Below are 18,253 nucleotides of genomic sequence, written 5' to 3'. Positions count from 1 at the left end.
AATATGCCGCTATAAAGAACTAATCATCGGACTTGTTAAAAAGTTGTAAGCAAGCACAATGTTTTCTGCTATTGTAAAACAATAGTGAAGATAACAATATCACTACTTACAGAGTGATGAGCATGTTCAACACTTGTTTATCGATAACAATAATAACAAATTCAAGAATTTTGTATGACAACTCAAGCAGAAATCAATAGCGAAATTGACGAGCAATTACAATTACTTGCCGGCGATATTTTTATTCAACTTGAAGATAGATTCAATCAACTTGCCGCTAAAATTAGTGAGCATGCTGAAATCGATAAACAACAAGCATTAAAAAAGCAAAAACTTGAACTTAACGAAAAAAACAGTGCTGTCCATGAAAAGCTGAGCCAATCTAAGCATGACTCGGTAAATCTTAAATTTAGCGAAATTGAACAACTCAAAAAGAAACTACTTACCTACGAAGCCAAATACTCTGCTTTAAAAGAACGTGCGATTCAAATTGAAACTCACTTAAAAATTAAATTAAAAGATGAACAACAAGCTTTAGAAGATTTACGCTTAACCAAAGAAAATCGCGAATTACTACAAAGCCAATTAGAACCCCTTAATAAACAAGTGACCGGCTTAGCCAAAGATAAAGAAAAGCTGTTAAAGGATGTAGAAAAACTAGAGAACAAATATCAACAATTACAGCAATCATCTGACCATGATATTGCTGAACTTAAGGCAACGTTTATTGACGGCCAACAAAATCAGCAAACATTAAAAACTGATTTTGACCTGTTGAACAAATCACATGAGTCTCTTAAAGCTCAGATTATTACAGTAGAATCAGACAAGACCGCAGCTGAAAAGTTAACCGTTTCTTTAAAAAAAGAACACAAAGCAGCCACAGATAAGTTATTAAAGTCTCACAATGAACGATTAAAGGTTTACGAACAAGCTTCCGGCTCGAGTACTGATGCCTTAAAAACATTAGAACAGCAATTAGACAAGTCGAAACAAGCAACTAATAACTTACAAGGTGAAATAAGTAACTTAAAAAATCAGATTATTGCAGTAGAGTCTGACAAGAAAGCAGCTGAAAGGTTAACCGCTTCTTTAAAAAAAGAACACAAAACAGCCACTGATAAGTTATTAAAGTCTCACAATGAACGCTTAAAAGTTTACGAACAAGCTTCCGGCTCGAGTACTGATGCCTTAAAAACATTAGAACAGCAATTAGACAAATCGCAACAAACAACTAATAACTTACAAAATGAAATAAGTGACTTAAAAAGTCAGATTAAAAGCCTGAAACAAGAAAGTAAAACCCTTACAGTTGAAAGTAAAAACTTAGTTAAAGCTCATGAGCAAGCCATTGCTAAACTTGAAAAGGAACATAAAACGGCGATTAGTGCACAAGATAAATTGCTTAAAGTAAAGCAAAAAGAGTGTGACAAACAACTACTGGCTCTAGACAAGTTGGCAACTAAAGAACAGCAGCAAAACACTAAAATTAATAAGCAATCACTACAGCTCAAAACTCTCGAAACAGATATTAGCGACTTAAATATCAAATGTGAGTGCATTAATGAAGTCCATGAAAAAGCCTTGTCAACGCAACAACAAAGCTTTGACAAACAGCTAGCGACCCTAGCCAAAGATAAAAATGGTATTACAGAGACTATCGCAGAGTTTGAACAAAAACTGAGTAGTGCAGATGTTGAGCAACAAAACTTAAAGCAACAAATTAGCGATATTAAAACGGCTCAGCAAGTTGAATTGAATAAAATCAATAATGACTACAGTAATAAAGAACAATCGTTAAAGAACTCACTCTCTACTTCTAAAATACAAGCCACAGACTTGCAACAGCAAGTTGATAAATTAACACTGTCACTTAATGCTGAACAACAAGATGTTGCCGGTGCAACCGCTAACTTGAAAAAGCAGCTTGCAGACACAGAGAATTTATTAGAGCAAAGCGAAAAGCAACAGAAATCTACTTGGGTGCAAAACAGCGCTCTAAAAGATAAAATAACCAGTAAAGACGAACAATTAGAAGAGCTAAGAAGTAAGAACTCACAAATTAATAGTCAATTAATTAGCCAACGCGAGAAATCAGAAAAACAACTCAACGCCGTAAATAAAGAACAAAAGCAACTTCTTGAACAAGCTAATTTGCAAGCTGAAACAAAGCAATATAGCCAACAAAATAAAATTAGTGATTTAGAATTACAGCTATCTACTGCTTTAAAAAGGCTTGAAAATCATCAAAATAAAACTGATGAAATCATCGAAAAATTAAATAAAGATAAAGACTCCATCCAATCACAATATGAGCAATTACAGCACAGCAGCGCCAACGGCACTTCAGAAGTAACTCGTCTGGAACGCTTATTAGAATTTGAACGAGAAAAAATTGCTGAGTATGTACAAAAAAATGCTGCAATAAAATCTCGGCAAGATTCAAGTGATGTGCAAATTCGTCATACATTAAAAGACTTACGTGATGAAAACCATGAATTAAAACGTCAATTAAGCGATGAATTAGCCGAAATGGAATCAAAAGTTACTGAATATCGCTTAAAATTTGAGTATGCCCAAAAACAAATAGCAATTGGTTAAAGTAGATGCGCTATAATTAGCGCACTTATCATCATTGAGACACTCATTGTGCCAGTAAATATTTCATTGCAAGACCTTTCCCTTTGGCAGCAAACCGCTTTTTCAGCTGCAATTCTTGAACGTATGTTGCCTAACTATCAAATGTTCTCGCAAGCTGCCAACTTTGGCAATTTCAAAATATTACGCAACCAGCTCGACTTGGTATGGCAACTGCTTGAACAAGGGCAGTTAAAAATTAATTTTGCCGCACAATTGGAAAAGCTTGAAGATGAAATACCTGATGTAGACAAGTTTGATTTTTTTGGTGTTCACCCCGCGCTTGATACTTGTATGGCCTTAGGCTCATTACTACAAGGCATGCAAGATAAAGATGAAGAGACGATAAATAACGTAGGCTTGCTATCGCAAAGTAGCGTGAGTTATTACCTAGGTATTTTGCTAGCTTCTGAACAGGAAAAACTGCAAGCTATTGTTATTAACGAACAAGACATTGAAGATCACCCGTTAATGCAATGGGAAGTAGAAACCCAACAAGAATTATTCATGTCGGTTAAAATTAGTAAAGAAAATAAGCAAACCTGCAAACAATTAAAAGAAATGGCATTGAGTGAAGGTATGTCTAACTTAGGCATAGAAATTTAATAGATTTTTTTGAGAACTAGGAACTAATAAAAATTCAGCTATTCTTAATATATCTATCGTGAACATTAGGAATAGCCATGTCAGATCATCACACTTACAAAAAATTAGAAGTCGTTGGTTCTTCACCACTGAGTATTGAAGCAGCTATTGAAAATGCATTGGCCGAATGTGCAAAAACGGTGAATGATATGAATTGGTTTGAAGTGATTGAAACCAGAGGCCACCTTGTAGATAACAAAGTTGCTCACTATCAAGTAACCATTAAAATAGGTTTCAGAATTAAATACAGCTAAATAAACCAGGGGCAAAATCAGGTATCCATATGAATACCTGACTCTGACCCTGATTTTTAAGTTCTTTGATATAAACGATAAGCAACTTGGCCAGAGACCTTTTCTTTTAATAACTGCCAGTTTACTGGTAGCTGCAAGTCGGCGAGTTCAGACTCAACCTCTATATAGATAACTGCTTCATCGGCAAGTAATTGTTTAGATTCAAGCAGCTCTGCTGTTTGACCTACAAAACCTTTTCTAAAAGGCGGGTCGATAAATACTAAATCAAATTCTTGTTGTTCTTTTTCTAATAGCGCCAAACAACTGCCTTTATTAATTTTAGCGTTACTCGCTTTTAATAATTGAATATTATCTTGAATTTGTTTAGCCGCAATTGCATTTAATTCATAAAATTGAGTGCTACGCACTCCTCTCGATAAAGCTTCAAAGCCTAAGCTGCCCGAGCCAGCAAAACAATCTAGACATTTGACATTATAAAGGTAAGGCATTAACCAATTAAAAACTGTTTCTTTCACTCTATCGGTTGTTGGTCGTAGGCCATCGGCCATAATGACTGGCAATTTTCGGCCGCGAAATTGTCCGGCTATAATCCGAACTTGACCAGTTTGTTGTTTTTGCCCAATAACTTTACGATTTTTAGCCATTTACTTACCACTTCTGCGAGTTTATTTTATCTTGGTTGGTTTTGCCAAACCAAGTATGATGATATTATAAACACAAATTTATTGTTATCGGCGATTATACCAATCTATATACCTAACCGGGTAAAATTATTGTTGTCGCAGCCACCAACTTATTATCGAATTTATTTACTATGTCGAAGAAAAAAGGCCTTTTTGGCTGGCTCAAAAAAGATAAACCTATTGTTGCTCCTGAAAATACTATAGAAGCGCAAGAACCTAATGCAGAAGACGCTGTAATTGATGAATCAGAAATCACAATAGCAGAAGCCGTTACATCTGAGGCTGAAGTAATTATTGAACCGGCACAGGTTGAAGAAGGGCCAGAGCCAGAGCCAGAGCCAGAGCCAGAGCCAGAGCCAGAGCAAAAATCTACCCCGGTTGTTCTTGATACGCCACAAAAATCAGGTTTTTTTGCCCGTTTAAAACAAGGTTTAAGTAAAACAAGACAAAATCTTGGTGGCGGAATTTTTGATTTATTTCGCGGCAAAAAAATTGACGATGAGCTATTTGAAGAATTAGAAACACAATTATTATTAGCTGATGTTGGCGTAGAGACCACCACCAAAATTATAAATTCACTGACAGAATCGGCATCGCGCAAACAGCTAAAAGATGCAGAATCACTATACGAGTTATTAAAAGCAGAGCTGCAAAAAATTCTTGCTAGCGTCGAACAAGCTGAACCTGAAACGACTGAAGGCCCACATGTTATTTTAATGGTTGGTGTTAATGGTGTAGGAAAAACTACAACTATTGGTAAACTTGCCAAACAATTTCAAGCCGAAGGCAAGTCGGTGATGCTAGCTGCTGGTGATACTTTCCGCGCTGCGGCCGTTGAACAGCTGCAAGTTTGGGGAGAACGTAACGATATTCCCGTGGTCGCGCAACACACCGGTGCCGACAGTGCATCAGTTATCTTTGACGCGATAAATTCGGCGAAAAGTAAAGGCATCGATATTTTAATCGCCGACACAGCTGGCAGACTGCAAAACAAAGCACATTTAATGGAAGAGTTAATTAAAGTTGTGCGCGTTATGAAAAAAATTGATCAGAAAGCACCACATGAGGTTATGCTAACAATTGATGCTGGTACCGGTCAAAATGCAATAAGCCAAACTCAATTGTTTAATGAAGCAGTTGGGTTAACCGGTATCAACGTAACTAAACTAGACGGTACCGCCAAAGGTGGCGTTATTTTCGCCCTAGCAGATAAATTCAGCGTACCTATTCGCTACTTAGGTGTTGGTGAAGGTATTGATGATCTACGCCCATTCCATGGTGAAGATTTTATTGAAGCTCTATTTGAAACACAGGAATAGCGCAAACAATTTATATAAAAATAAAAAGTGACAAATAATGATCCGTTTTAATGCTGTAAATAAAACTTATCCTGGAGGGTTTAACGCCTTAAGAAACATTAGTTTCGATTTAGACGCTGGTGAAATGGCGTTCTTAACAGGCCATTCCGGTGCTGGTAAAAGTACCTTATTAAAACTGATCAGTGTGATGGAAAAGCCAACTGCTGGGCAAATCCTGATTAATAATAGTGATATATCACGGATTAATTATTCACAAATTCCTTATATGCGCCGCAATATAGGGATGATTTTTCAAAATCATAACTTGCTAATGGATCGCACTATTTTTGACAATGTTGCTTTACCATTAGTTATTGAAAACGTTGGCCATAAAGAAACTCGCAAGCGAGTTGAAGCCGCATTAGAAAAAGTAGGTTTATCGAGCAAAATTAAATGCTACCCGCACATGCTTTCTGGTGGTGAACAGCAAAGAGTGGGTATCGCCAGAGCAATTGTTAATAAGCCCCCTATCATCTTGGCCGATGAACCTACTGGTAATTTAGATCCGAAGTTATCATTAGACATTATTCGCCTATTTGAAGAGTTTAATTCTGTTGGTGTATGCGTACTTATTGCAACCCATGATCTTGGTCTTATCGCCCGGATGAAATACCGCACACTTACACTAAAACAAGGGACGATGATCACCGATGGTTTAAGTCATAGTGAAGAGGAGGAAGAGTAATGGCTAAGAAAGACTCAAATGCTCTACTTCGCAAAGGCAATGGCTTTTCTTTAAATACTTTGATCATGTTGCCTGTTCGTCACCTGCAACAAGCGATTGGCAGCTTAGGAGATTTATGGCGCACGCCTATGGCGTCTATCATGACAATATTGGTGCTGGGAATTAGTTTAACGTTGCCGGCAACCCTGCATTTATTTACTAAGAATGCCCAACAAGTCAGTTCAAACTGGGATTCTGCGGCGCAAATTAGCGTATTTCTAAAACTGTCGGTAAAAGATAAAGACGCACAAAATCTGGTAAAGCGCATACAACTGTACCCTGAAGTGCAAGACGTACGTTATATTTCGGCTGAAGATGCTCTAATCGAATTCAAAAAACTATCCGGGTTTGGCAAGGCATTGTCTTATTTAGATGATAACCCTTTGCCGGCAACAATTTTAGTAACCCCATCGAAACGCTTCAGCCAACCAACAGCGGCACAAGCTTTACTGGAAAAATTAGAAAAAGAAAGAGGTGTGGCCCAAGGTAAACTCGATCTAGAGTGGCTAACACGTTTAGAAGCTATCATGGTATTGATTCAAGATATCGTTACTTCATTAGCAATCTTATTAAGTTTATCTGTGGTATTAATTATTGGCAATACCATACGCTTAGCAATACTAAATCAAAGAGATGCCATAGCGGTAATGAAAATGGTTGGCGCGACAGATGCCTTTATTCAGAGACCATTTATGTATACCGGCTTTTGGTATGGTGTTTTTGGCGGATTACTTGCCTCAATAACGGTTGCGATTCTGGGTAGTTATCTCGATTACGCTATTGTTGATTTGGCTCAGTTATACCAAAGCCAATTTTCATTACAAACATTAAGCTTTGATGAGATCATTTTGCTGGTGTTTACTGCTATTGGTTTAGGTTTACTGGGCAGCTATATTTCTGTTCGCCAACATATTAAGTCGATTGAACCTAGCGCTGATTAGTCATTTCTGTCTAAAATTCATCATTGGTTACAATTTGAAAACATGCTAATTGAACTAATTAAATTTATTTTAATCAAACAGTTAAGTAGCAAATTAAATGCTACATTTTTTTCGATTAAATTAAGCTATTTTTTAAATTAGCGATCTCAAAAAAGCTATGATAGTATCCAAAGTCCACCTAGTTTATAGGTGTGTCAGAAATAGCGAAAAACAAGGTTTTAGAAGAGGTAGAAATGAGTAATACAATGCAATCAATGGCACTTACTGTCCCACAAAGTGGCAGCATTGAATCATACATGCAATCAGCTTATAGCATTCCAATGCTTACGGCTGAAAAAGAGCACGAACTCGCCTCTAGTCTACATTACGATGGCGATTTAAATGCGGCACAAGAGTTAATCATGTCACATTTACGTTTTGTTATTCATGTAGCAAAAGGTTATTCGGGCTACGGATTACCACAAGCTGATCTTATCCAGGAAGGTAATGTCGGGCTAATGAAAGCGGTAAAGCGCTTTAATCCAGAAGTAGGCGTACGCTTAGTATCTTTTGCAGTGCATTGGATAAAAGCTGAAATTCACGAATTCGTACTAAAAAACTGGCGCATTGTTAAAATTGCAACCACGAAAGCACAACGTAAATTATTTTTTAACCTACGTAAAAACAAAAAACGCTTGGGTTGGTTTAGTAATGACGAAGTACATACTGTGGCTGAAACTTTAGGTGTATCAACAAAAGACGTACTTGAGATGGAAAACCGCATGGCAAGTAGTGATCAAGCGTTTGACCTAACCGATAGCGATGATGATGCTGGTCACCAAACTAGCAGCTTTTCGCCATCACAATACTTAGAAGATCACAGTTCAGACTTATCAGAGCAAGTTGAAAGTTCAAATTGGGATAACCATGTTAATAATCAGCTAAGCCAGGCAATTACCAGTCTTGATGAGCGTAGCCAAGATATTATTAGAGCACGTTGGTTAACCGACGATAAATCAACACTACAAGATTTAGCCGATAAATATCAAATATCAGCAGAAAGAGTTCGCCAATTAGAAAAAAATGCCTTAAACAAATTAAAAGGCTCTATTGCAGAACACTAATTGTGCAATCCTGTATTATATTGAAGAAGCCAGGTTTAGCCTGGCTTTTTTGTATATGGATATTTTTATCCACGACAGGCAGGGATGGCCTTTTGAGTGGGCTTGTATCTAAAATTCGACAAGATTTGATTCACTGCTAAACTTATAAGCAATGTAAAAAGGCACTTTGAAGGAACAAAGGCAGAATATGGCAGGAAGAACAGTCCCCAAAATAAAAAAGCTCAAGTCTGTTTTATCGCAATATAAACAAACTAAGAAAGTTCAGACTGGCTTATTAAAACTTTCTGAGCTTTGTTGTTCAGTTACGGATATGTCTTGCTTTTATCCTGCATTGCAACAAGTCATTCAAAAGTACTTTCCTGCTGAAAATTTATATATCCAGTTATATACACAGGCAAATTTTAGTCAGGCTGAACACTTTTATATTGATGAACTTAATTGCTCTCCTATTGAACAACAACTTACCCCAGATATAATTGACTTTATTCATCATATTTCAAACCCGGTATTAATCAATCACGATCAAGTTAGTATTTTAAATAGTGACAACAGTATTACTGAAAGGCCCTTCCCTACACGAAAATCGCAAACACATCTTATTGATGTATGGTTAGCTACGCCATTATTAGTTGAAGGCATAACCATTGGCATAGTTGGGGTGAAGGGTTTTATAAACCCTAACCATAAAGCACAAACAAATTTAGAAATGATTAAATTTGTTGCGTTGCAAATTGCAGCTGCAATTCATCGAAATAGAGCCAATGACCAGCTGAAACTGTACAGTAAAGATATAGAAGACATCATATTCGATCGGACTAAAAACCTGCAAAAAAGCAATTTCAACTTGCGGCAACAAGTTGAGCAGCGTCGAAAGAGTGAGCTTAAACTTTATTATGATGCTCACCACGATGCGCTGACTAAATTACCGAACAGGGCAATGTTTACCGAACGTTTAGAGCACTCTATTAAACATTTAAAACGTCATATAAATCATCGATTTGGCGTACTATTTATCGACATAGATCGCTTTAAAGTAATTAATGATACCTTAGGGCACAATGTCGGTGATGAGCTATTAATTCAAATTGCTGATCGTATTTTAGAATGTATACGTAGTAACGATATAGTTTCTCGCTTAGGCGGCGATGAATTTGTCGTATTGCTTGATACTTTGCTGCATGCAGATGACGCTGAAGATATTGCAAACCGTATTATTGATGCAACTAGACAGCCATTTCAGATTGATGGCCAACAATTGTTTACAAGCACTAGCATTGGTATTGCCATTTGCGATCAACATTATAAACAAGCGACTGATGTATTACGTGATGCAGATGCAGCAATGTATCAAGCTAAAGCTATGGGTAGAGGTCGTTTAATGTTCTTTGACGACAGTATGCGGGAAGAATTGTTAGCAAGCCTTACTCTTGAGCAAGACTTACGCCAGGCGGTTAATAAAAAAGAGTTTGTGCTTAACTATCAAAAAATAGCAGACTTGAATAGCTCAGCCATTATCGGTTATGAGGCGTTGTTAAGGTGGCAACATCCGACGAAAGGATTATTAACACCCTCTAGCTTTCTAGCGTTAGCTGAGGAAACAGGTTTAATCATTGAAATTGAAAATTGGGTAGTTGCTAGTGTAGCTAAACAATTAGCGCTCTGGGACGTTCAACCTGAGTTGAAAAGCATATTTATCAGCATCAACCTTTCTGGCAAACACATATTTCAAACAAAACCAGTACAACAACTTAGTAAGCTGATCCAACATCACTTTAATGAACCAGAACGCTTAATTATTGAGTTTAATGAGCAAGCGTTTAACCAGCAACCAGAACGTTCATTAAAAAATTTAAAACTACTTAAAAAAACCGGAGTAAGACTTGCCCTTGATGATTATGGCTCTGGTCAATCATCAATCAACTACTTAAATAACTATCCTTTCGAATTTATTAAATTAGAACAACATTTTGTTCGCTCATTTATCAACAATATTAGAAATTGGGAGTTAGCGAAAAGTTTATCTGCTCTTGGTGAGTCTTTTGGTTTTAGATTAATTGCAGAAGGCATAGAATCGCAAGCACAACTAGATAAAGCAATTGCAGCGGGTTGTGAATATGGTCAGGGGTTCTTTATTAGTGAACCAGAAGCTATCAAAGCCGATAAAGATGATAACGGGATTGACCACTGTGCATAAAAGGCATAAAGAATTGCTCTATTTACATTTTATTTATTAATGAGCTAAGATTAGTTGGCCTTAAGCGATCTAGTTGAGCAAATTTTTTCATGTCTATCTCCAAAATCATCAATACTGGCGCTGAATTTCAACCATTTAATGTTGCTAATAAAATAAAGACTACCAACTGGGTTACGTTATTTACCGTGTTCATCTCGGCCATTTATACGCTTTTATATCTGTTTATTTTAAATGAAGTAAAAGTCGGCCTGTTTAACTTAGCCTTTACCATTAGTTACGCTCTTGGATTATTATTTATGCGCTTTCGTGCCATAACGAATGCAAAACTCTGGTTTTTTAGCGTACTAATGTTACACGTATGGGTATGCACAAACATCTTTGTCAGCAAAGAATCTGGCTTTCATTTATTCTACTTTCTAGTGCCTTCCGGTGCATTTTTGTTATTTGAATTAGACCAGCAGAAAGAAAAAATAGCTCTTTCTATTTTGGCTACTTTATTATTTTTTTATTGTGAAAATACATTAAATCCAGATCCTTTAATCATATTATCGAGTGACCTAAATAGCACTATTTATCAATCAGTAGTATTTTTTATCATGCTTGAACTGGTGGTGATTTCGGCAATGTTTAATCAACAAATTGGTCAACACGAGATGCAAATAAATAAAACCGCAACAACTGATAAATTAACCAATTGTTTAAATCGAAATTACTTTTTTGAGGAAGGTCAAAAACAACTAGAAATAGCCAATACCAATAGTCGGCCATTCTCGTTAATTTTAACCAATTTGGATAACTTTAAACGAGTAAATGATGAACATGGCTACTTAGTTGGTGATGAATATTTAGTTTATTTCGCGAATGTAATCAACCATATGTGTAAGAATGGAGAAAAGGTTGGCCGCATTAGCGGTGAAGAATTTGTTATTACCCTGCCTGAATATACCAAAGCAGAAGCTGAAAAGTTTGCTAACAAGTTAAACCTACAAATAGAAAACTCGCCTTTTATCAGCTCTGGTAATAAAACCATTTTCAATACCATTAGTATGGGAATCGCGGTTCGTAATTCCAGTAACACTATCGGTGAATTAGTTTCGATTGCCGACACCGCGTTATTTCAAGCTAAAAGTATGGGCGTTGGCAACATTGATATTATTGAGCAAATGGCTTAATCAGGAACGAATCTAGAAGACATTACGTTTCGAATTACGCAGCAGCTATCGAAGCGTCAGCGTATTCGAAATAGCGTAGCTATATATTCGAAGATACGAAGTACCATATCCGCAGGCGCAAAAACTTATTTAGCTTGTTTTTTAGCGTCTAGCATCGCTCTTAAACCTGCAACACCTGCTTTGCCTTTATTTTGAGCTTCTTCTGCGCTTTGTTTGCGTTGTCCGCCTTGTTCCCAGGCTAAGTCATCCTGCGGCATTTCATATAAAAACCTTGAAGGTTCGGTGCGAATAACTTCACCATATTGTCTGCGCTCTTGCGCATAGGTAAAAATCAACTCTCGTTGTGCTCTTGTTACGCCCACGTAAGCCAATCGACGTTCTTCTTCAACATTTTCTTCATCAATACTTGTTTGATGCGGCAACATGCCCTCTTCCATGCCAATAAGAAAGACATACGGAAACTCCAGACCTTTGGATGCATGTAATGTCATCAATTGCACTTGATCAGCTTCTCCTTCCTCTTCATCCCTTTCCATCATATCGCGTAAGGTTAAGCGCGTGACTACTTGCGCTAATGTCATCGGTTCATTTTCATCATCGCCAGCAAGCATATCAGTGACCCAACTAAAAAGTTGGGTAACATTCTTCATCCGCATTTCAGCGGCTTTCGCGCTAGGAGATGTGTCGTACAGGTAATCTTCATAGTTAATACTTTGAATAAAACCTCGAAGCACTGCGGCGGTATCACCTCGGGTGGCGTTATCTTCTGTTTCTACAATTAAGCGAGTGAATTTTTGTACGTGCGCTAAACCTCTACCGGTTAAATGTTGTTCTAAACCCAACTCAAAGCTAGCAGCAAACATACTGATTTGGCGTATATTGGCATAGGTACCGAGTTTTTCTAATGTTGCCGGACCTATTTCACGCCTTGGTACGTTGACGATACGTAAGAAGCCATTGTCATCATCAGGATTAACAATAACGCGTAAATACGCCATAATATCTTTAATTTCTGAACGTGAGAAAAATGACGTGCCGCCATTTATTTTGTATGGAATGCGATTCTGCATTAGTACTTTTTCTATCACTCGTGACTGAAAGTTGCCTCGATACAAAATAGCGTAATTTTTAAATTGGCTTTTGTTTAAAAAACGATGGCCAAGTAACTCACCGGCAACTCGCTCTGCCTCGTGGTCTTCATTTTTTGTTTTTACTATTCGAAGCTCTGGTCCATAGGCAAGTTCACTAAAAAGAGCTTTGTCATAAACATGAGGATTATTTGCAATAAGAATGTTGGCGCACTTTAATATGCGGCCACTGGAGCGATAATTTTGTTCCAGTTTAATCAATTTTAATTGTGGAAAGTCTTTACCAAGCAACACTAAATTTTGTGGTTTAGCACCGCGCCATGAATAAATAGACTGATCGTCATCACCAACCACCGTTAAGCGTGCGCGCTCACCAACTAAATTTTTAACTAATTCATATTGGCTGGTGTTGGTATCTTGATACTCATCGACTAATAAGTACTGAATTTTTTTTTGCCAGCGCTGACGTACATCTTCATAGTTACGTAATAACAGGGTTGGGATCATGATCAAGTCATCAAAATCGAGCGCATTATAGGCGCGCATATTTTGATGATAACGTTGATAAAATTCAGCAAATAATACCTCATCAGCGCCGCTCGCTCTTTTTAAGGCGACCTCAGGCAACATCAGATCATTTTTCCAATTGGAAATCATACTTTGCAAACGTGACAATAATTCTTTATCACCATCGAGCTCTTTTTCAGTAAGTTCTTTTAACAAAGCCAACGAGTCTTGATCATCAAACAAGGTAAAACCAGGCTTAAACCCTAATGTTTTAATTTCCCGACGAACGATATCAAGGCCTAAAGAATGGAAGGTTGAAACCATGAGCCCTCGGGTTAAATCCTTACCAAGCATTTTCCCTACTCGCTCTTTCATTTCACGAGCAGCTTTATTGGTAAAAGTTACCGCGGCAATATTTCGAGCTTTATAGCCGCATTCCTGAATCAAGTACGATATTTTCTGACAAATAACCCCTGTTTTGCCACTACCAGCACCGGCTAATACTAAGCATGGTCCGCTTACGTAGTTTTTTGCTTCATTTTGTCCAGGGTTAAGTTTCATTTATATGATTTTATAGTCAGATTTTAAAAGAGGCAATTTTACCTGTTTTTTTTATATAATTCTTCAATTACCAAGAAGTGTTAACAAATTTATTCAAAGTCTGTGCTTAGCGGTCAATAGTCGCTATTATATGCGCTATCTATTTGAGAAATTAATCCAACGAGACCATTATGATTAACGCGAAGAAAATTGAAGATATCGCCAAGCAAATTACCGAAGCAATTCCACCAGGTGTAAAAAATGTAGCAACAGACTTTGAAGCAAAAGCAAAGCAAGTACTACAGAGCAAATTATCACAATTAGATGTTGTTAGCCGTGAAGAGTTTGATGTGCAAACGCAAGTATTGATAAAAACACGAGCTAAGCTCGATGAAATGGCTGCTAAAATCGCCGAACTCGAAGAAAAAATAGATAACGCTGAATAATTTAAGGTTCAGCTTTTGGAATGCCCTTGTTGACATAAACATCAAAGCGATTTTTTTTCATTTTGATGCTCGTGGATGGTTTTTTGCCATTTAATGGTTCTGCATAACTAGGGCGTTTTACTACTACTCTGTATTTTGCTAAAGCCAATGCCTGATCTAATAATTCATCGGCATCAGGATCACTGCCTACTAGGGTTTGAAATACGCGCATTTCTTTTTTTACCGCTGCAGATTTTTCTCGATGCGGGTACATAGGATCTAAATAAACCACATCAATATCTGTTAGCTTTGCCATAGCATCAATTGATGATGCGTTAATTAACCCTAATCGTTCGCTGAGCCAGTCACCAATATCAGCATCAAGCTTGCCACGCTCTAAGCCATCGTCTAATAATGCCGCAACAGGCAGTTGACGTTCCATCATGGTAACTTTGCAGCCTAAACTTGCTAATAAAAAAGCATCTCGGCCAAGGCCAGCTGTAGCGTCTAATACACTAGGCTGAAAGCCATGCTTTAAGCCAATTGCTTTGGCAATATCTTGACCACGACCACCGCCAAACTTTCTCCGATGAGCGACAGCGCCACCAATAAAGTCAACAACAATACCATCTAATTTTGGCTCGTCTGTTTTATGCAGTTCTAATTGGTGATCGGTAGCTAATAAGTAAAAAGGGCTTTTCACTTTATTTAAATCACGTAATTCACCACCATAAGGTAAGCCCCATTTTTGCGCGGCATTTTCAGCTCGCATAATGTTATTAAAACTATCAGCAAACACTAAACAATGTGGTATAGCATTAGGATCTGCCATTACGTTGCAGGAACCTGTTCTACATGAAAATGATTATCACCGGTACTTAAAGCAATCAATCCACTAATTTTCTTTAAACTAAAGCCGCTTTGTGCGCGCCATTCATTAAAGCATTGCTGAATGGTGTTTAAACTTGTTTTGCTGGTAAGCCCGCCAGTAATTAGCTCATGATTACGAAAATAACTTTCCACATCCCGGCTTAATAAGAAAGTATCTTTCCCCAAAGTTCGCAACGCATATGGCCCAGTATTACCACCTAAGCGTTGGCCATGCTTTTTAAGGTAAGCCCACAAACCAATAATATCTTCTTCAGGCCAGGCCGCAATAAACTCACTAAAACTGCCCTGCTCTAGTTCAACATCATGAATCATATGAGCGTTAGCTTTTATGGTTTGCACTTTTTTAAAGTTGCGGATAATTTTAGGATCTTGCGCCTTACGCTCAAGCATCTCATCGGGCATCATTAATATTTTTTCAATATTAAAATCGAAAAAATGCTCTTCAAAACTCGGCCATTTATTTTCAACCACGCGCCAAACAAAACCAGATTGAAAGACCTTTTTGGTAAATTCAGCCAAAAACCTATCGTTGCCCAATTTAGCCAATTCTGTATTTGAATTTGCCAGCGTTTGGTATGGCGAAAGTAAAAGCTCAACATTATCTGCTCCGCCTTTGCGATCAATTGCCCGCTGATAAATGGACTGAATTTTTTCCATGTTTAACCTAACCCTATTAATTTAGATCTGACCCCAATTATTTTATGCGTTAATGCCGCTGTGACGTAATAAAGCATCTACTTGCGGTTCACGGCCGCGGAATGCTTTAAATAACGCCATAGGCTCTTGTGAACCACCTTTTTCGAGTACGCATTCTAAGAAATCTTTACCAGTAACAGGATTGAAGATGCCTTCTTCTTCAAAACGCGAGTATGCATCGGCTGATAGGACTTCTGCCCACTTATAAGAATAATAACCTGCGGCATAGCCACCAGCAAAAATATGGCCAAAACTGTGTTGAAAACGATTAAACTCCGGCGCTTTAACAACGGCGTATTGAGCGCGTACCTGATCGAGAATTAGCTGTACTTGATTTTCAACATTAGCGTCAAAATCAGCATGAATTTTAAAATCAAAAATACTAAACTCTAACTGACGTAACATTTGCATCGCTGATTGGAAATTTTTCGCCGCCAGCATTTTATCTAACATAGCTTGCGGTAAAGACTCACCGGTTTCAAAATGTGAGGATAAAAATGCTAATGCATCTGGCTCCCAGCACCAGTTTTCTAAAAATTGGCTTGGTAACTCTACTGCATCCCAAGGTACGCCATTGATACCAGCGACGCCAGCAGCATTTATTTTGGTTAGCATGTGATGCAAACCATGACCGAACTCATGGAATAACGTCACGACTTCATCATGAGTAAATAGTGCCGGTTTACTTCCCACGGGCTTAGTAAAGTTACACGTTAAAAATGCTACCGGTAATTGCACGGTATTCTTGCTTAGTTGACGACGACCAACGCAATCTGCCATCCAGGCACCACCGCGTTTTTTGTCGCGAGCATATAGGTCTAAATAAAAACTACCACGTAAGTTTTCGCTATTGTCATAAACATCAAAGAAACTGACATTTTTATGCCAAACATCAACACCTGTCCGTTCTTTAATGGTTAAACCATATAAACGGTGCACGACTTCAAATAGCCCCGCTACCACTTTATCTTCTGGAAAATATGGGCGTAAGTCTTCATCTGAAATCGAATATTTGGCTTGTTTTAATTTTTCCGAATAATAAGCCAAATCCCATGGGTTTAACTTATCAACAGAAAATTCAGCTTTTGCAAAGTCAGTTAGCTGTTGCAAATCTTCACCACCTTGCGCTTTTGATTTACTCGCCAGATCTTCTAAAAACCCTAATACTTGTTCGGTATTCTCGGCCATTTTAGTGGCAAGTGATTCTTCAGCGTAATTAGTAAAGCCTAAAAGCTTTGCAACTTCATGGCGTAACGCCAAGGTTTCAGTGATCAATGCTGAATTATCAAATTCGCCTGCATTAGGACCTTTATCTGATGCCCGTGTAACGTATGCCACATACATTTTTTCACGTAAATCAGCATTGTCAGCATACATCATTACCGGTAAGTAACTAGGGATATCAAGGGTGAACAACCAACCTTGCTTTTCTTGCGCTTCGGCCATTTGTTTCGCACCAGCTAGAGCACTGTCTGGTAAGCCGGTTAAATCTTTCTCATCGGTAATATTTACCGAAAAGGCACCGGTTGCATCTAATAGGTTGTTGCTAAAATTAGAAGCAAGCTCTGATAGTTTGGTCTGAATTTCACCATAACGTGCTTTTTTATCATCAGCTAAAGCAATACCCGATAGTTTAAAATCACGTAAAGCATTGGTAATGACTTTTTGTTGTGCATTATTTAAAGTGTTGAATTCTTCACTGCTGGCAAGTTGTTGATAAGCATTAAATAAACCTTCATGTTGACCAACCCAAGTACCGTATTCAGATAGCATTGCTAAACATGAATCGTACGCTTCACGCAATTCGTCACTATTTACTACTGAATTCATGTGCGACACTGGCGACCACATTTTTTCTAACTGATCATCAGCTTCATCAATAAAAGCAACTAAATTATCCCAGGTATAAGGACCTTTACTGGCAACTACTTGTTCAATAGCTTTTTTACCGTTAGCAATAGCTCGCTCGACTGCCGGCTTAATATGCTCAGGTTTAATTTTTGAAAACTCAGGAAGGCCTGCTTGCTCTAATAATGGGTTGCTCATAATGCTGCTTATAAAGTTAGGGAGATAGTAATACTACTAGAGATAAGTGCTTTAAGGGAATTATTCAAGTAACAATCAAAAAAAAGCCATTATGGGCGCTTTTATTTATGTATACCCGTTACCATTGACAGTGCTGCTGAAATTAAAATCGTGAAACTTCACTCTTATAGTTGAAATATGTGTCAATGAGCACAATTATTAGTATAGATACCCGCCGCCATTCAAAGGCGGGATTTCAGTGGGAGTTAAAAGCAATTTAGGCAAGGTATTAAATTTAGAGAATGGTTATTCCATTGTTCAATTTAATAACGCGGCATAAATTGCTTTTAAACCCATCGAAGAAGCGCTT

General features: G+C 37.7%; 15 protein-coding genes. 10 read left to right on the top strand and 5 right to left on the bottom strand.

The window, feature by feature from the left end; all coding sequences use genetic code 11:
* Positions 1-174: 174 nt before the first annotated feature.
* The 3 genes from RI844_RS14345 to RI844_RS14335 all read left to right on the top strand — a co-directional run bounded on the left by RI844_RS14345 (position 175) and on the right by RI844_RS14335 (position 3,536).
* Positions 175-2,601 (top strand): coiled-coil domain-containing protein, encoded by a 2,427-nt coding sequence (locus RI844_RS14345; RefSeq protein ID WP_348395353.1) that lies wholly within the window; start codon positions 175-177, stop codon positions 2,599-2,601.
* Between the two features lie 48 nt (positions 2,602-2,649).
* The gene (locus RI844_RS14340; protein WP_348395352.1) at positions 2,650-3,243 is read left to right on the top strand and encodes a YjaG family protein; all 594 of its coding nucleotides are present in this window, start codon (positions 2,650-2,652) and stop codon (positions 3,241-3,243) included.
* Positions 3,244-3,320: 77 nt separating this feature from the next.
* Positions 3,321-3,536 carry a dodecin gene (locus tag RI844_RS14335; protein ID WP_348395351.1) on the top strand — a complete coding sequence of 72 codons (216 nt, stop codon included), beginning with the start codon at positions 3,321-3,323 and terminating at the stop codon, positions 3,534-3,536.
* A gap of 56 nt (positions 3,537-3,592) precedes the next feature.
* Here RI844_RS14335 and rsmD read toward each other — a convergent pair whose 3' ends face one another.
* Positions 3,593-4,180: a 16S rRNA (guanine(966)-N(2))-methyltransferase RsmD gene (gene rsmD, locus RI844_RS14330; RefSeq protein ID WP_348395350.1), complete on the bottom strand. Its 588-nt coding sequence runs from the start codon at positions 4,178-4,180 to the stop codon at positions 3,593-3,595.
* Positions 4,181-4,350: 170 nt separating this feature from the next.
* Between rsmD and ftsY the strand changes: the two genes are divergently transcribed.
* From ftsY to RI844_RS14300, 6 genes are all read left to right on the top strand, one after another.
* Positions 4,351-5,538: a signal recognition particle-docking protein FtsY gene (gene ftsY, locus RI844_RS14325; RefSeq protein ID WP_348395349.1), complete on the top strand. Its 1,188-nt coding sequence runs from the start codon at positions 4,351-4,353 to the stop codon at positions 5,536-5,538.
* A 37-nt stretch (positions 5,539-5,575) separates the two neighbouring features.
* Entirely contained in the window at positions 5,576-6,262 is a 687-nt protein-coding gene (gene ftsE, locus RI844_RS14320; protein WP_348395348.1) for a cell division ATP-binding protein FtsE, read from the top strand.
* Positions 6,262-7,242 carry a permease-like cell division protein FtsX gene (ftsX, locus tag RI844_RS14315; RefSeq protein ID WP_348395347.1) on the top strand — a complete coding sequence of 327 codons (981 nt, stop codon included), beginning with the start codon at positions 6,262-6,264 and terminating at the stop codon, positions 7,240-7,242. Before ftsE ends, ftsX begins: the two co-directional genes overlap by 1 nt.
* A gap of 233 nt (positions 7,243-7,475) precedes the next feature.
* On the top strand, positions 7,476-8,345 hold the full coding sequence (gene rpoH / locus RI844_RS14310; RefSeq protein ID WP_348395346.1) for an RNA polymerase sigma factor RpoH: 870 nt from the start codon (positions 7,476-7,478) through the stop codon (positions 8,343-8,345).
* Between the two features lie 187 nt (positions 8,346-8,532).
* Entirely contained in the window at positions 8,533-10,539 is a 2,007-nt protein-coding gene (locus RI844_RS14305) for a putative bifunctional diguanylate cyclase/phosphodiesterase (protein ID WP_348395345.1), read from the top strand.
* 89 nt (positions 10,540-10,628) lie between these two features.
* The gene (locus tag RI844_RS14300) at positions 10,629-11,711 is read left to right on the top strand and encodes a GGDEF domain-containing protein (protein ID WP_348395344.1); all 1,083 of its coding nucleotides are present in this window, start codon (positions 10,629-10,631) and stop codon (positions 11,709-11,711) included.
* A 125-nt stretch (positions 11,712-11,836) separates the two neighbouring features.
* On the opposite strand, the gene rep is transcribed toward RI844_RS14300, so the two are convergent.
* On the bottom strand, positions 11,837-13,867 hold the full coding sequence (gene rep / locus RI844_RS14295; protein WP_348395343.1) for a DNA helicase Rep: 2,031 nt from the start codon (positions 13,865-13,867) through the stop codon (positions 11,837-11,839).
* A gap of 170 nt (positions 13,868-14,037) precedes the next feature.
* Here rep and ubiK point away from each other — a divergent pair, with 170 nt between their 5' ends.
* Positions 14,038-14,292 (top strand): ubiquinone biosynthesis accessory factor UbiK, encoded by a 255-nt coding sequence (gene ubiK / locus RI844_RS14290; RefSeq protein ID WP_348395342.1) that lies wholly within the window; start codon positions 14,038-14,040, stop codon positions 14,290-14,292.
* 1 nt (position 14,293) lies between these two features.
* On the opposite strand, the gene RI844_RS14285 is transcribed toward ubiK, so the two are convergent.
* From RI844_RS14285 to prlC, 3 genes are read right to left on the bottom strand one after another with little or no spacing between them, the layout of a single operon-like run.
* Entirely contained in the window at positions 14,294-15,043 is a 750-nt protein-coding gene (locus RI844_RS14285; protein WP_405054489.1) for a class I SAM-dependent methyltransferase, read from the bottom strand.
* Between the two features lie 59 nt (positions 15,044-15,102).
* On the bottom strand, positions 15,103-15,819 hold the full coding sequence (locus RI844_RS14280; RefSeq protein ID WP_348395340.1) for a DNA-3-methyladenine glycosylase I: 717 nt from the start codon (positions 15,817-15,819) through the stop codon (positions 15,103-15,105).
* A gap of 42 nt (positions 15,820-15,861) precedes the next feature.
* Complete coding sequence (gene prlC / locus RI844_RS14275) at positions 15,862-17,904, bottom strand: oligopeptidase A (protein WP_348395339.1); 2,043 nt, start codon at positions 17,902-17,904, stop codon at positions 15,862-15,864.
* Between the last annotated feature and the right edge of the window lie 349 nt (positions 17,905-18,253).

Source organism: Thalassotalea fonticola, from assembly GCF_032911225.1.
Lineage (GTDB): Bacteria > Pseudomonadota > Gammaproteobacteria > Enterobacterales > Alteromonadaceae > Thalassotalea_A > Thalassotalea_A fonticola.
The sequence above is the reverse complement of the archived record's forward strand: the minus strand, read 5'-3'. Positions and strand labels throughout refer to the sequence as shown.

Coding starts and splice junctions, on each gene's coding strand:
- RI844_RS14345 (WP_348395353.1), top strand. CDS start 175: ATGACAACTCAAGCAGAAATCAATAGCGAAATTGACGAGCAATTACAA.
- RI844_RS14335 (WP_348395351.1), top strand. CDS start 3,321: ATGTCAGATCATCACACTTACAAAAAATTAGAAGTCGTTGGTTCTTCA.
- rsmD (WP_348395350.1), bottom strand. CDS start 4,180: ATGGCTAAAAATCGTAAAGTTATTGGGCAAAAACAACAAACTGGTCAA.
- ftsY (WP_348395349.1), top strand. CDS start 4,351: ATGTCGAAGAAAAAAGGCCTTTTTGGCTGGCTCAAAAAAGATAAACCT.
- ftsE (WP_348395348.1), top strand. CDS start 5,576: ATGATCCGTTTTAATGCTGTAAATAAAACTTATCCTGGAGGGTTTAAC.
- ftsX (WP_348395347.1), top strand. CDS start 6,262: ATGGCTAAGAAAGACTCAAATGCTCTACTTCGCAAAGGCAATGGCTTT.
- rpoH (WP_348395346.1), top strand. CDS start 7,476: ATGAGTAATACAATGCAATCAATGGCACTTACTGTCCCACAAAGTGGC.
- RI844_RS14305 (WP_348395345.1), top strand. CDS start 8,533: ATGGCAGGAAGAACAGTCCCCAAAATAAAAAAGCTCAAGTCTGTTTTA.
- RI844_RS14300 (WP_348395344.1), top strand. CDS start 10,629: ATGTCTATCTCCAAAATCATCAATACTGGCGCTGAATTTCAACCATTT.
- rep (WP_348395343.1), bottom strand. CDS start 13,867: ATGAAACTTAACCCTGGACAAAATGAAGCAAAAAACTACGTAAGCGGA.
- ubiK (WP_348395342.1), top strand. CDS start 14,038: ATGATTAACGCGAAGAAAATTGAAGATATCGCCAAGCAAATTACCGAA.
- RI844_RS14285 (WP_405054489.1), bottom strand. CDS start 15,043: ATGCGAGCTGAAAATGCCGCGCAAAAATGGGGCTTACCTTATGGTGGT.
- RI844_RS14280 (WP_348395340.1), bottom strand. CDS start 15,819: ATGGAAAAAATTCAGTCCATTTATCAGCGGGCAATTGATCGCAAAGGC.
- prlC (WP_348395339.1), bottom strand. CDS start 17,904: ATGAGCAACCCATTATTAGAGCAAGCAGGCCTTCCTGAGTTTTCAAAA.